This window comes from Burkholderia sp. Bp9015, assembly GCF_003853505.1.
Taxonomy (GTDB): domain Bacteria; phylum Pseudomonadota; class Gammaproteobacteria; order Burkholderiales; family Burkholderiaceae; genus Burkholderia.
In genome coordinates, this window is sequence record NZ_QTPZ01000030.1 from 90,201 (window position 1) to 102,817 (window position 12,617).

General features: G+C 62.9%; 12 protein-coding genes. 4 read left to right on the top strand and 8 right to left on the bottom strand.

The window, feature by feature from the left end; all coding sequences use genetic code 11:
* Positions 1 to 4 precede the first annotated feature (4 nt).
* Together dxs and folE2 are read left to right on the top strand one after the other, a co-directional pair.
* Positions 5 to 1,909 carry a 1-deoxy-D-xylulose-5-phosphate synthase gene (dxs, locus tag DIE12_RS27545; RefSeq protein ID WP_044845272.1) on the top strand — a complete coding sequence of 635 codons (1,905 nt, stop codon included), beginning with the start codon at positions 5 to 7 and terminating at the stop codon, positions 1,907 to 1,909.
* A 154-nt stretch (positions 1,910 to 2,063) separates the two neighbouring features.
* Positions 2,064 to 2,873, top strand: coding sequence for a GTP cyclohydrolase FolE2 (gene folE2, locus DIE12_RS27550; protein WP_124486428.1), 810 nt, complete (start codon positions 2,064 to 2,066; stop codon positions 2,871 to 2,873).
* 128 nt (positions 2,874 to 3,001) lie between these two features.
* On the opposite strand, the gene tsaD is transcribed toward folE2, so the two are convergent.
* From tsaD to DIE12_RS27570, 4 genes are all read right to left on the bottom strand, one after another.
* On the bottom strand, positions 3,002 to 4,042 hold the full coding sequence (gene tsaD, locus DIE12_RS27555) for a tRNA (adenosine(37)-N6)-threonylcarbamoyltransferase complex transferase subunit TsaD (RefSeq protein WP_044845274.1): 1,041 nt from the start codon (positions 4,040 to 4,042) through the stop codon (positions 3,002 to 3,004).
* 437 nt (positions 4,043 to 4,479) lie between these two features.
* Complete coding sequence (locus DIE12_RS27560) at positions 4,480 to 4,788, bottom strand: YciI family protein (protein ID WP_124522667.1); 309 nt, start codon at positions 4,786 to 4,788, stop codon at positions 4,480 to 4,482.
* Positions 4,789 to 4,800: 12 nt separating this feature from the next.
* Positions 4,801 to 5,445, bottom strand: coding sequence for an FMN-dependent NADH-azoreductase (locus DIE12_RS27565; RefSeq protein WP_124522669.1), 645 nt, complete (start codon positions 5,443 to 5,445; stop codon positions 4,801 to 4,803).
* Positions 5,446 to 5,496: 51 nt separating this feature from the next.
* Positions 5,497 to 6,327, bottom strand: coding sequence for an alpha/beta fold hydrolase (locus DIE12_RS27570; RefSeq protein WP_124522671.1), 831 nt, complete (start codon positions 6,325 to 6,327; stop codon positions 5,497 to 5,499).
* 120 nt (positions 6,328 to 6,447) lie between these two features.
* Between DIE12_RS27570 and DIE12_RS27575 the strand changes: the two genes are divergently transcribed.
* Entirely contained in the window at positions 6,448 to 7,494 is a 1,047-nt protein-coding gene (locus DIE12_RS27575) for a GlxA family transcriptional regulator (protein WP_124522673.1), read from the top strand.
* A 126-nt stretch (positions 7,495 to 7,620) separates the two neighbouring features.
* On the opposite strand, the gene DIE12_RS27580 is transcribed toward DIE12_RS27575, so the two are convergent.
* Positions 7,621 to 8,664, bottom strand: coding sequence for an MBL fold metallo-hydrolase (locus DIE12_RS27580; RefSeq protein WP_260429043.1), 1,044 nt, complete (start codon positions 8,662 to 8,664; stop codon positions 7,621 to 7,623).
* A 108-nt stretch (positions 8,665 to 8,772) separates the two neighbouring features.
* On the opposite strand from DIE12_RS27580, the gene DIE12_RS27585 reads away from it, so the two are divergent.
* The gene (locus DIE12_RS27585) at positions 8,773 to 9,666 is read left to right on the top strand and encodes a LysR family transcriptional regulator (protein WP_124522674.1); all 894 of its coding nucleotides are present in this window, start codon (positions 8,773 to 8,775) and stop codon (positions 9,664 to 9,666) included.
* 180 nt (positions 9,667 to 9,846) lie between these two features.
* Here DIE12_RS27585 and DIE12_RS27590 read toward each other — a convergent pair whose 3' ends face one another.
* The 3 genes from DIE12_RS27590 to DIE12_RS27600 form a co-directional block, all read right to left on the bottom strand.
* Positions 9,847 to 10,836, bottom strand: coding sequence for a dienelactone hydrolase family protein (locus tag DIE12_RS27590; RefSeq protein ID WP_124522675.1), 990 nt, complete (start codon positions 10,834 to 10,836; stop codon positions 9,847 to 9,849).
* A gap of 136 nt (positions 10,837 to 10,972) precedes the next feature.
* Complete coding sequence (hppD, locus tag DIE12_RS27595; protein ID WP_124522676.1) at positions 10,973 to 12,052, bottom strand: 4-hydroxyphenylpyruvate dioxygenase; 1,080 nt, start codon at positions 12,050 to 12,052, stop codon at positions 10,973 to 10,975.
* Between the two features lie 26 nt (positions 12,053 to 12,078).
* Positions 12,079 to 12,617, bottom strand: a 539-nt coding sequence (locus DIE12_RS27600) for an electron transfer flavoprotein subunit alpha/FixB family protein (protein WP_148092721.1), incomplete at its 5' end; no start/stop codon positions are given.

Genomic DNA, 12,617 nt, shown 5'->3' on the forward strand with positions numbered 1-12,617 from the left:
GACGATGTACGACTTGCTGAAAACCATCGACGACCCGGCGGATCTGCGCCGCCTCGATCGTCGCCAACTCCAACCGCTCGCGGATGAACTGCGCGCGTTCGTGCTCGACAGCGTGTCGAAGACGGGCGGCCATCTGTCGTCCAACCTCGGGACGGTCGAGCTGACGATCGCGTTGCACTACGTGTTCAACACGCCGAACGACCGGATCGTCTGGGACGTGGGTCACCAGACCTACCCGCACAAGATCCTGACGGGCCGCCGCGACCAGATGCATTCGCTGCGCCAGTACGACGGCATCTCGGGCTTCCCGCGTCGCAGCGAGTCGGAATACGACACGTTCGGCACCGCGCACTCGAGCACGTCGATCTCGGCGGCGCTCGGGATGGCGATCGGCAGCCAGCTGAACGGCGACGACCGCTTCTCGATCGCGGTGATCGGCGACGGCGCAATGACGGCCGGCATGGCGTTCGAGGCGATGAACAACGCGGGCGTGTCGGAGGATGCGAAGCTGCTCGTGATCCTCAACGACAACGACATGTCGATTTCGCCGCCGGTCGGCGCGCTGAACCGCCATCTCGCGCGCCTGATGTCGGGCCGCTTCTACGCGGCCGCGCGTGCGGGCGTCGAGCGCGTGCTGAGCGTGGCGCCGCCGGTGCTCGAACTCGCGCGCAAGCTCGAGGAGCACGCGAAGGGCATGGTCGTGCCGGCCACGCTGTTCGAGGAGTTCGGCTTCAACTACATCGGCCCGATCGACGGTCACGATCTCGATTCGCTGATCCCGACGCTGCAGAACATCCGCGAACTGCGCGGCCCGCAATTCCTGCACGTGGTGACGAAGAAAGGCCAGGGCTACAAGCTCGCCGAAGCGGATCCCGTGCTCTATCACGGCCCCGGCAAGTTCAACCCGGCGGAAGGCATCAAGCCGTCGGCCACGCCCGCGAAAAAGACTTATACGCAAGTATTCGGCGAATGGCTGTGCGATGAAGCCGAGCGCGATACGCGCGTCGTCGGCATCACGCCCGCGATGCGCGAAGGCTCGGGCATGGTCGAGTTCGAGAAGCGTTTCAAGGATCGCTACTACGACGTCGGCATCGCCGAGCAGCACGCGGTGACGTTCGCGGGCGGTCTCGCGACCGAAGGGCTGAAGCCCGTCGTCGCGATCTACTCGACGTTCCTGCAACGTGCGTACGACCAGCTGATCCACGACGTCGCGCTGCAGAACCTGCCGGTCGTGTTCGCGATCGACCGCGCGGGCCTCGTCGGCGCCGACGGCGCGACGCACGCGGGCGCATACGATCTCGCGTTCATGCGCTGCATCCCGAACATGACGATCATGGCCGCGTCCGACGAGGACGAGTGTCGCCAGATGCTGCACACGGCGCTGCAGCAGCCGAACCCGACCGCGGTGCGCTATCCGCGCGGCGCGGGCACCGGCGTGCCGACGGTCAAGGAATTCACCGAGATCCCGCTCGGCAAGGGTGAAGTGCGTCGCCGTACGTCGCAGCCGGAAGGCAAGCGCGTCGCGATCCTCGCGTTCGGCACGATGGTCGCGCCGTCGCTCGCGGCGGGCGAGGAGCTCGACGCCACGGTCGCGAACATGCGTTTCGTGAAGCCGGTCGATGCGGCGCTCGTGCGTGAACTCGCCGAGACGCACGACTACCTCGTCACGGTCGAGGAAGGCTGCGTGATGGGCGGTGCGGGCTCGGCCTGCGTCGAAGCCCTGATGGAGAGTGGGGTTATCCGACCCGTAATACAATTGGGCCTCCCTGACCAGTTCATCGATCACGGTGATCCCGCGAAGCTGCTGTCGCAATGCGGCCTCGACGGCGCGGGCATCGCGAAATCGATTCGCGAACGCTTCCTGAGCCCGGCGGCCGATGTCGCCGATCAGGCGAAGCGCGTCGCATAAGCTGGCGCCGCCTGCGGGCGGCGTCGGTGCGACTGGCGCAACCGGTCTACATTGATGCGGAAAACATGGGCCTGCGGGCCCATGTTGCTTTTCCGGCTGCCGCGTGACGCGGCGTGCGCGTCGTCGAACGCGCGGCTTACAAGGATTGAACAAGATGAACCAGATGAATCCCGCCTTCGTGATGCCCGACGTGCAGAGCACGGTGGATACCCGCCAGATTCCGATTCAGCGCGTGGGCGTGAAGGCGGTCCGGCATCCGTTGACGGTGTGCACCGAGAGCGGCGACGTGCAGCCGAGCGTCGGCGTCTGGAATCTCGACGTGCGCCTGCCTGCCGATCAGAAGGGCACGCACATGTCGCGCTTCGTCGCGCTGCTCGAAGAGAACCGTGCGCCGCTGACGGTCGAGCGCTTCCGCGCGATGCTCGCGTCGATGCTCGAGAAGCTGGAAGCCGAGGCCGGCCGCATCGAGGTCACGTTCCCGTACTTCGTGAACAAGACGGCGCCGGTGTCGGGCGTGCAGAGCCTGCTCGACTACGAAGTGACGCTCGCGGGCGAATGCCGCAACGGCGAAACGCGCCTGTTCCTGAAGGTGCTCGTGCCGGTGACGAGCCTGTGCCCGTGTTCGAAGAAGATTTCGCAGTACGGCGCGCACAACCAGCGCTCGCACGTGACGATCGATGCCGAACTCGCAGCCGACCTGCCGGTCGAGGCGCTGATCCGCATCGCGGAAGAAGAGGCGTCGTGCGAGCTGTGGGGCTTGCTGAAGCGTCCGGACGAGAAGTTCGTGACGGAGCGCGCATACGAAAACCCGAAGTTCGTCGAGGATCTGGTGCGCGACGTCGCGCAGCGTCTCGACGCGGACGAGCGCGTGATCGCCTACGTGCTCGAAGCCGAGAACTTCGAATCGATCCACAATCACAGCGCGTATGCGCTGATCGAGCGCGACAAGCGACACGCTGCGTAACGTCGGGGCGCTGCGGCGCTGCGTCGACTTGCCGCTGCAATGAAGAAGGCCGCTCGAATCGAGCGGCCTTCTCGTTTTCCGTCCGGCGCGTGCGGGTGTGCGAGCGACGTTGCGCAGCGCCGCGCGACTCAGCGTGCGAGCGACGCGAGATCCCAGCGTGGCTTCACCGTGAACGCGTAGTCCGCATTCGCCTGCTCGGGCCAGCGGCCGAGCCGCAGTGCGCCGGCGAGCGCGATCATTGCGCCGTTGTCGGTGCAGAGCGCGAGATCGGGGTAGTGCACGTCGAAGCCGCGCTTGGCCGCGGCGGCCGACAGCGCCGCGCGCAACTGGCGGTTCGCACCGACGCCGCCCGCGACCACGAGGCGCTTGAGCTTCGTCTTCTTGAGCGCGGCGAGCGATTTCGCGACGAGCACGTCGACGGCTGCGTCGACGAAGCCGCGCGCGAGATCGGCCTTCGCGCGCTCGAGCGCAACGCCCTCCAGCTTCGCCGCTTCGAACTTCTTCATCTGCGTGAGCACGGCCGTCTTCAGGCCGCTGAAGCTGAAGTCGAGATCGCCCGAATGCAGCATCGGGCGCGGCAGCACGACCGCGCCCGGCGTACCCGTTTCCGCGAGCTTCGACACTTCCGGGCCGCCCGGATAGCCGAGGCCGATCAGCTTCGCCGTCTTGTCGAACGCTTCGCCGGCCGCGTCGTCGAGCGTCTCGCCGAGCGTCTCGTACACGCCGACGTCGGTCACGCGCATCAGTTGCGTGTGGCCGCCCGACACCAGCAGCGCAATGAACGGGAACGGCGGCGGTTCGTCGACGAGCAGCGGCGACAGCAGGTGGCCTTCGAGGTGATGGATGCCGACGGTCGGCTTGTTCCATGCGAGCGCGAGCGCGTTCGCGATGCTCGCGCCGACCAGCAGCGCGCCGGCGAGGCCGGGGCCTTGCGTGAATGCGATCGCGTCGATGTCGTCGCGGCGCGTGCCGCTTTGCGCCATGACTTCCTCGAGTAGCGGCAGCGCGCGGCGGATGTGGTCGCGCGACGCGAGCTCGGGCACGACGCCGCCGTATTCGCGGTGCATCGCGATCTGCGAATGGAGCGCGTGCGCGAGCAGGCCGCGCTGCGTGTCGTAGAGCGCGAGGCCGGTTTCGTCGCAGGAGCTTTCGATGCCGAGAACGAGCATGGGTCAGGGCGGGGCGCGCTGCATCGAGCGCGCCGCAGGAAGGTAAACGTAGCCGGAAATTATAGCAGGCGATGGCCGGCCGCCGCCGGGTGCGGCCCGGGCGCGCTAGCTGAAGACGAGCCGAATCTCTGCCGCGCTGGGCGTGTAGACTGTTCCAGTTCTGCCCCTTCCAGCCCGTCAGGGAGTCTCGGGTACGCCGGTTCATGAATCTGAGTCATCGATACTGTTTTGGTCCTGGCAGGCTCCACAGACTGGTTAGTTTGATCAGCGCTTAGGTGGATCGAGATGCCCTGACAGCCTAGATGCGGCGAGGTCGGCATGGCTCGTGCGCATGATCTGGCAGATGGCGCTGTGGCGATGCGTTGGTCAGCGTCAGGATATGATCCTACGGCGCTGATCTGGATGCCTGCGCGAACACGCGCCGAAAACGGAGCCAATCATATCGACCAGGCGCCTGCTGCCCAGTTTGCAGGAAAACCCGCCGCACATATGGCAGGTTCGCAGCAGTGAGCATCGAACGTGGCCAGCCCGTGAATATGGAATGGGTCTTCGGCAATCATTTTCTCGATATCCCGTGGTTGGCCCGCATACGCGAGCACGAATCCGCCGTTTTCTTCATGCAGCGGGCCCGCGGCAAGGATATTTCCCGCCTGTGCGTATCTGACGAGCCATGCCTTGTGAGCATCGAGATGCGCCTGGATTTCTTCGATGGGACGGACGTAGCCGAGCTTGATGGCGAACAGCATAAGCGACCCCTGTTACTGGATGGTTTGCTCACCGGACGTGCGCACGTTGACGAGTACCTCGGTCAGGGACGCCATGGCGAGTGCGATGCCCTCGTCCCGGGCAGCTTGACCTTTCGACGCCCCCTCTGCTCGTACGAACCGGACGTCGGTGATGCCCAGGAAACCGAAGAACGCCTGCAGGTAGCTTTCCTGGAAATCCATGTGTGCGAGCGGCGCTTCCACGTAAAACCCACCGCGCGCCGAGGCTACGATCACCTGCTTGCCGCCCGCCAGGCCGACCGGGCCGTTTTCGGTATACCGGAACGTGCGCCCGGCCTGGGCCACACGATCAAGCCATGCTTTCAACTGACTCGGTACCGAAAAGTTGTACATCGGCGCACCGACGACAATGACGTCGCTCGCTAGAAACTCCTTGACGAGTGCTTCGGACAGCTCATGTTCGTGCGCGGTGGCGTCGTCGAGAGCACCGACGTCGATCTGGCGAAATCCTGCTGCGATTGGGCCGCTGAGATGCCGGATTTCGTCACGGACGAGATCACGATACGTCACATGCGCCGATGGATGCTGCGCCCGGAGAACAGCTGCCACGGCCGCGGACAGCTCTCGCGTGATGGAACTGTTGCCGAGCATGCTCGAATCGAGATGAAGGATATTCATTGAAGCCTGCCTGTCAGGGGAGGAGTGAAGCGCGTCGAAACGCGCTGGAATTCATTGCGATGCCTTCCGGGCGGCCAGATCGATCAGCCTCGCGACCTCGTCCGGGTGAGATAGCATCGACATGTGGCTGGAGCGAATCGACCTGACCGTTGCCCCGATGTGCTGCGCAATGGCTTGCTGCACGGCGGGCTTCAGCGCATTGTCGTTGGTGGTTCGCAGATACCAGACAGGCTTGTCGTGCCAGGCCGCGTGCTGGATCTTCCCGGTGAAGCAGGCCGCCGCGACAGGCTGTTGAACCGATGCCAGGACGCGAGCCTGTTCGAGCGGAATGTCCGCCGCCATGACGTGCTGAAACGCTCGCGCATCGTCGAGCCAGATCAGCCCGTGGGCGTCCGGTGCGAGGCCGGTCATCGGCGCGTGGAGGCGTTGCAGAAGGTCGGCGACGGACTCGCCGTCGTCCGGTACCAGCGCGGACAGATAGACCAGGCCTTTCACATTGGCAGCGTTGCCGGCCTGCGTGACGACCGCGCCGGCCCAGGAGTGGCCCACCAGCAGTACGTCGCCGGTTTGCCGATGCAGGACGCTTTCGGTGGCGGCAACGTCGTCTGCGAGCGAAGTGAGAGGGTTTTGCACAGCAGTGACGCGGTAACCCATGCGCTGTAGCCTGACGATCACGTGGCTCCAACTTGATCCGTCCGCAAAGGCGCCATGCACGAGGACAATGTTGCGCACAGCCGGCGCCGCAGTCGCTGCCGCATGAGCCGTCGTCAGCGTCGCCGTGAAGGCTACGGCAGCAACCAGTCGGCTGAACCATGCGGACCGACGGCGCGCGCGTCTCTGAAAGAGCGAGACCGGACAGTCGTGAAGGAATGGGAATTTCATGTGAAAGCGAATCGTTGAGGGGACGTGCCAAATTTATCCGGCTTCAGTGAACCGTTGCAGGTGGCAAACTCGCCAACATTCATGCAAAATTCGCCACCCCCCTGAGACACGGAGCGCGCCGTGCGCATAGGAATCGTTGCAGTCGAAGGCAGCCTGCTCTCCGCCATTAGCGGCCTTGCCGATCTGTTCTGGATGACGGAGCAGGCGTTACGCGCACCGCCTGCCGAAGCGTCATATGACCTGCCCGGCCGAGCCCTCCCAACCTTCGAGACCGTCATCGCAAGCGCGGATGGGAAGGGCCTGCGCGATCCGCAGGGCCGGCTGATTCCGATCGATGCCTCGTTTCGGGAATTAACGCAATGCGACGTGGCGCTTGTCACCGGTATGGCACTGGGGCCGGACCGGCTACCCCCTGTATCCGCATCGATCGGCCACGCGGCAACGTGGCTGCAAGAGCGTCATCAGGCCGGTGCGCTGGTGGGCGCTGCGTGTGCAGGTACCTTCGTGCTCGGAGAGGCCGGCTTGCTGAACGGCAGGCGCTGTACGACCACGTGGTGGCTCCACCATGCGTTCAGGCAGCGGTTTCCCAAGGCACGCGCGGTGTGGGGCACGGCAGTGGAAGAGCAGGATCGGATCGTGACGACAGGCGGTCCGCTGTCCTGGGTGGATCTGGCCTTGCACGTGATCAGGCGCGAGGCAGGGCCCGATGTGGCCCGTCTCGCCGCAGATATCTCCGTGGCCGACAGCTTGCCGCTGCCGCAACTGGTTTATGCGCCACGTGGGTTCGTCAACGCCACCGACCCGCTGCTTCTGCAAGCAGAGCAGATCGTTCGCCATGCCAGCCCTGGATTGACCGCTGAAGCGCTGGCGAGCGCGCTGAGTCTCAGTGAACGGACACTGCACCGGCGGCTGAAGCGCTTGACCGACGAGTCACCCAAAGGGTTCATTACCCGCGTGCGGATCGAAATGGCTTGCGTGTTGCTCGAGCGGCCTGGAGCAAGCATTAAGCAGGTAGCACTGCAATGCGGCTACAGTGAGGAAACGTCGTTTCGGCGTGCCTTCAGCCAACTCACCGGCATGACGCCAGCCGACTACAGGCGCTGGTCAGATGGGCGGAACGTCAGGCGTCTACCCAGTCCCCACGCACTCGAGGCCAGCGGCGATTGACGCCGCGGCTGTCGTGTCTGCAACGATGGCGGCGCTATTCGACTGGAGCCTCGCTGACGTTGCGCATCCCTGTCCTCAAGTAAGCCATTACGTCGGCGACCGCTGCGTCGCGCGCGTGCGCGCACCTTAGCCAATAGGAATCAATCGATAGCCGTCCTGTTCTCGCGCCAAGTGGCCCAAAGCCGGAAATGGAAAGTGGAATCCTTGAATGAGCATCCCTTCCGCTACGGCCCGGTCATACAGTTTGATTCGTGCTTGCTGTGCCATCTCAGGATCCATGTCCGTGGCTCCGTGCCAGTGCGGATGGCCGATGAATAGCGCTGGATGTGTGGTCACGTCGCCTTGAATGACCACCTTATCGGCGCCAGATTCGACGACGAAGGACGTATGTCCCGGCGTGTGACCGTGTGTGGCCATGGACGTGACGCCCGGTGCAACCTCTGTGTCCGGCTCGAATGTTCTGACTGAGTCGCCGAGAATTCCGAATATGCGGCGTGCACGCTGGAAATTCGCCATTGTGGCTTCCGATTCCGCTCGAGCCATGTTTGCGTCGTTCAGCCAAAACGCGTATTCGGCAGCAGGTACCCAGATTTCGGAATTCGGAAATGCCGCGCGGCCATCTGCTGTCACCAGTCCACCAATGTGATCGGCATGGAAATGCGAGATCAATACCCTGTCGACTGCGGCCGCATCGTAGCCGGCCGCTTCAAGGTTGGTATGGAACTGTCCGCCGACGCCGTTGCTCTGTCTGAAGGCCGCTTCCCCGAGCCCGGTATCAATTACGATCACGCGCCCATTAGTCTTGAGGACGACGGGGGTGAACGTTAGCGTAATGGTGTCTGTCGGCAAACGAGCCGCCTGCAGTGCGCGGACGACGTCCGCTGGCGGAACATTCGAGACGAAGTTTTCTCGACGCGGAAAGCTGTTGGCGCCATCGGAGACGGAGAGCATCTCGATCTTCCCGACAGTCCGCTGGAATACTCCGGGTATGGGTGCGGTCATGGCCGGCGATGAAGCCTCGCGAGCCGTTGCGTATTTCCCCGGCGCCAGCGTCGCGACTGCGGCTGCTGCGGTTCCTGCGAGGAAAGTTCGACGCGAATGATTTGTCATGGCTGTTACGTCCGTGGTGGTTTGGAGACCAGACGATGTGCGGGGAATATCGCTCGTCATCTGTTATGTCTTGAACACCCTCATTTTGCGGGTTTACACCATTGAATTGCAGATATAAATAAGTAAAACAGTTATATTGGCAAATCATGAAACCGGGGCGGGAAACACATGAACCGAGATGACCTAATCGACCTGAATGCCTTCGTCGCTGTTGCAGAGGAAAGGAGTTTCACGCGCGCCGCAGCGCGCCTGCTGACGTCGCAGTCCGCTCTAAGCCACACTTTGCGGCGGCTTGAAACGCGGCTCGGTGTTCGTCTTCTGACGCGCACGACACGGAGCGTCGCGTTGACTCCGGCAGGCGAAACCTTCTTGCAGGGACTGAAGCCGGCTTTCGAAGCCATTGACCTGACACTTGGTACTGTCGGCTCTCTACGGGAAAGCCCCCGGGGCACTCTCCGCATCACTACTCCGCGGCATGCCGCGGTTAGCGTGTTATGGCCTGTGCTGCAGAAATTCGTCAGAGACTACCCGGACATACAAGTCGAGGTGAACATTGACGCGGCTTTCCGAGACCTCGCGGACGATCGATTCGATGCCGGTATCAGGCTTGGGGAACTGGTGGCGCCAAACATGGTTGCGGTAAAAATCGGACCTGACCTCCGCCTGGCGATCGTGGCCACGCCCGGCTACGTTGCCCAACGCGGCATACCTACCCATCCCCATCAGTTGGCCCAGCACGCCTGCATCAATTTTCGCCTGCCCGGCTCAGGGGCGCTTTATGCCTGGCAATTCAAAAAAGGCCGACAGGAAATGAAAGTGCGCGTTGAAGGACCTTTGACTTTCGATGACCCGGACATGATCCTGGCGGCTGCGGTGGACGGGCAGGGTGTTGCCTGCCTCGTCGAAGACCATGCTGCCCCGATGATTCGCGATGGTCGTCTCGTCCGTCTTCTCGAGGATTGGTGTTCACCCTTTTCCGGCTACCATCTCTATTACCCAACCAGAAAGAACAATTCTGCAGCGTTCCGCTTGCTGGTTGACCGACTGCGCACTCAGCACTGACATTCTTCAGTGGCCGGCAGTCTTCCGCGCGTTGTGAATTCCGTGCTTGCCAGAATGACAAATTCGTTTGCCCGACAGACCAGTTGTCAAACTGGCGGAACGTAAGAAGCCTGACGCCCCCAAAGCATGCGAGGTGGCCGCCATTGACGCTGCGGCGAGCCTGATTGCCGCGACGACGGGCTAGTTGCCCGGCGCGTCGCCGCCGCTACCCAGCACTGTCTTGAGATACGCCATCACGTCGACGATTGCCGCGTCGCGCGCCTGCGCATTGCCTCCAACGTGGGGGTCGGTCTGAACGCAATCGTCGTGAAAGGAAAAGGGTGAACCGGTGGCCTCGTTCATCAGTTCGCCGCTTTCGTTTTCGACGATACGGCACGCCCGTACCGTTTGCGCGCCCTTTACGACGACAGTGGGCATCGCGTACGGCATGTCGAACGCATGCGATGCGTGCGGAAAAACCGTCATGGTGGCGTCTTTGCCGGCCTGTTGCAGCCGCTCGAAGTATGCGGCACAGGCCGGCGCAGGGTCGTAATCGTCGTCTGCCCCATGGAATTCGCGGATTGGCCCGTTGACGTCGGTGTCGTCGCGATAACGGGTCATGCAGTCGGGATAGAAGGGCATATAGGCACGAAAGCGAACACCAGACGTATTCCACAGGCGATTGAGTCGCGTCATGGCGGCGTAGAGCGTTGCCTGTCCACCTCTCGAAAAGCCCATCAGCATGATCTTGTCCGGATCGACGCGGGAATCGTGCGAGAGCAGGTCCAGCGCCCGATATGCGTCGAGAACGAGGTTCAGCCGACCAAGCTGCGACTGATCCTGGCTGGTGGACCTGATCCCGCGGCCGGTGAATCCATCGATTGCGAATGTCCCGATACCGTTCTCGTTGAACGTGCGCTCCCACATTTCGATGTTCGCACCCATTCCGCTCGAACCATGAATCAGCACCACTACCGGCTGTCTTCCCGTGTGCTTCGCGAGGCGCAGGATGCCGGCTACCGTCACGGCCTTTCCATTCTTGTTGCCGGTCAGCATCTGACTGTCGGTGAGGGTGAGTGAGGAAATCTGGTGGACCTCGACGTGGGCGGCCATGTCGGAACTGCTTCGTGCGTGTGCACACTGCGCGGCAATCCATAGCGCGGCGACGAGCAGCGCTTTGATGAGCTTCATTGATGCGTCTCCAGGATGACGGGCTGACGGCTGCGCTGCCTCAAGCGCCCGATTCTTTTGATTACTCCGTGGCGGTCGCGTATCGCCGGCCGGGCAGCCCGAGACAAACGCTCGGCGCCGCCCGCGCTCGATGTCGTCAATGTCCGGTTTGCAGCGTGCCCCGCGCGATTTGATCGCGTTCGAGTGACTGGAACAAAGCCTTGAAGTTGCCTTCGCCGAAACCGTCGTCGCCTTGTCGCTGAATGAACTCGAAAAACACGGGCCCGAGCAGCGTTTGAGAGAAGATCTGCAGCAACAGGCGTGGCTTTTCATCTGCCGTGCTGCCGTCCAGCAGGATGCCGCGCGTTTTCAGTTGGTCGACCGGCTGGCCATGCCCCGGCAATCGCGCTTCCAGCGCGTCGTAGTAGAAATCGTTGGGCGCGGTCATCAACGGCACACCGGCGAACTGCAACCGGTCGATCGTGTCCACGAGGTTATCCGTAGCGAGGGCGATATGCTGTATTCCTTCGCCGTTGAACTGCATCAAGAATTCCTCGATCTGTCCGCTGCCGCGCGACGATTCCTCGTTGAGCGGGATGCGAATTTTGCCGTCAGGCGCTGTCATCGCCCGCGAAGCGAGGCCCGTGTACTCGCCCTGTATATCGAAGTAGCGAATCTCGCGGAAGTTGAAGAGCTTCTCGTAGAATCCGGCCCAGTGCGCCATTCGGCCGCGGTAGACGTTGTGCGTCAGATGATCGATGCGCGTCAAACCGTGCCCGACCGGATGTCGGTCAACGCCTTCGATGAACGAAAAGTCGATGTCGTAGATGGACTGGCCATCTTCGAACCGGTCGATCAGGTAGATCGGTGCGCCGCCGATGCCGCGAATCGCGGGGAGCCGCAGTTCCATCGGCCCAGTCGGAATGTCGACGGGCTGGGCGCCCATTGCAAGGGCGCGATCGTAGGCACGGTGGGCATCGCGGACGCGGAACGCCATCCCGCAGGCGCTCGGACCGTGCTCAGCAGCGAAGTACGCAGCCTGGCTTTGTGGCTGCCGGTTGACGATGAAATTGATATCGCCTTGTCGGTACAGCAACACGTCTTTCGAACGATGGTGCGCAACCAGCGTGAAACCGAGTTTCTCGAAAACGGGTTCGAGGGTGCCAGGAAGAGGGGACGCGAATTCGACAAACTCGAATCCCATCAGTCCCATTGGGTTCTCAAAAAGGTCAGTCATTGTGGTTCTCCACGGAATGCACAGGGTCAGGCCGCATTACTGCCGAGTTCGCCGACGAGCTCCGGCACGAGCGCGAACAGATCGCCGACGAGGCCGTAGTCGGCCACGCTGAAGATCGGTGCTTCCGGCTCCTTGTTGATCGCGACGATCACCTTCGAATCCTTCATGCCGGCCAGATGCTGGATCGCACCCGAGATGCCGACCGCGATGTACAGCTGCGGTGCGACGATCTTGCCGGTCTGGCCGACCTGGTAGTCGTTCGGCACGTAGCCGGCGTCGACTGCCGCGCGCGATGCGCCGAGTGCCGCCGACAGCTTGTCGGCCAGCGGCTCGAGAACCTTCGTGTAGTTCTCGCCGCTGCCCAGGCCGCGGCCACCCGACACGATGATGCTCGCCGACGTCAGCTCCGGACGGTCCAGCTTCGTCACTTCGCGGCTCACGAACTGCGACTTGCCTGCGTCTGCCGCCGCTTCGATCTTCTCGACCGATGCGCTGCCGCCTTCGGCTGCCACCGGATCGAAACCCGTCGCACGCACCGTGATGACCTTGATCGGGTCGCTCGACT

Excerpts from the sequence above, each read along its gene's own strand:
- dxs (WP_044845272.1), top strand. The coding sequence starts at position 5 with ATGTACGACTTGCTGAAAACCATCGACGACCCGGCGGATCTGCGCCGC.
- folE2 (WP_124486428.1), top strand. The coding sequence starts at position 2,064 with ATGAACCAGATGAATCCCGCCTTCGTGATGCCCGACGTGCAGAGCACG.
- tsaD (WP_044845274.1), bottom strand. The coding sequence starts at position 4,042 with ATGCTCGTTCTCGGCATCGAAAGCTCCTGCGACGAAACCGGCCTCGCG.
- DIE12_RS27560 (WP_124522667.1), bottom strand. The coding sequence starts at position 4,788 with ATGCTGTTCGCCATCAAGCTCGGCTACGTCCGTCCCATCGAAGAAATC.
- DIE12_RS27565 (WP_124522669.1), bottom strand. The coding sequence starts at position 5,445 with ATGAATATCCTTCATCTCGATTCGAGCATGCTCGGCAACAGTTCCATC.
- DIE12_RS27570 (WP_124522671.1), bottom strand. The coding sequence starts at position 6,327 with ATGAAATTCCCATTCCTTCACGACTGTCCGGTCTCGCTCTTTCAGAGA.
- DIE12_RS27580 (WP_260429043.1), bottom strand. The coding sequence starts at position 8,664 with ATGACGAGCGATATTCCCCGCACATCGTCTGGTCTCCAAACCACCACG.
- DIE12_RS27585 (WP_124522674.1), top strand. The coding sequence starts at position 8,773 with ATGAACCGAGATGACCTAATCGACCTGAATGCCTTCGTCGCTGTTGCA.
- DIE12_RS27590 (WP_124522675.1), bottom strand. The coding sequence starts at position 10,836 with ATGAAGCTCATCAAAGCGCTGCTCGTCGCCGCGCTATGGATTGCCGCG.
- hppD (WP_124522676.1), bottom strand. The coding sequence starts at position 12,052 with ATGACTGACCTTTTTGAGAACCCAATGGGACTGATGGGATTCGAGTTT.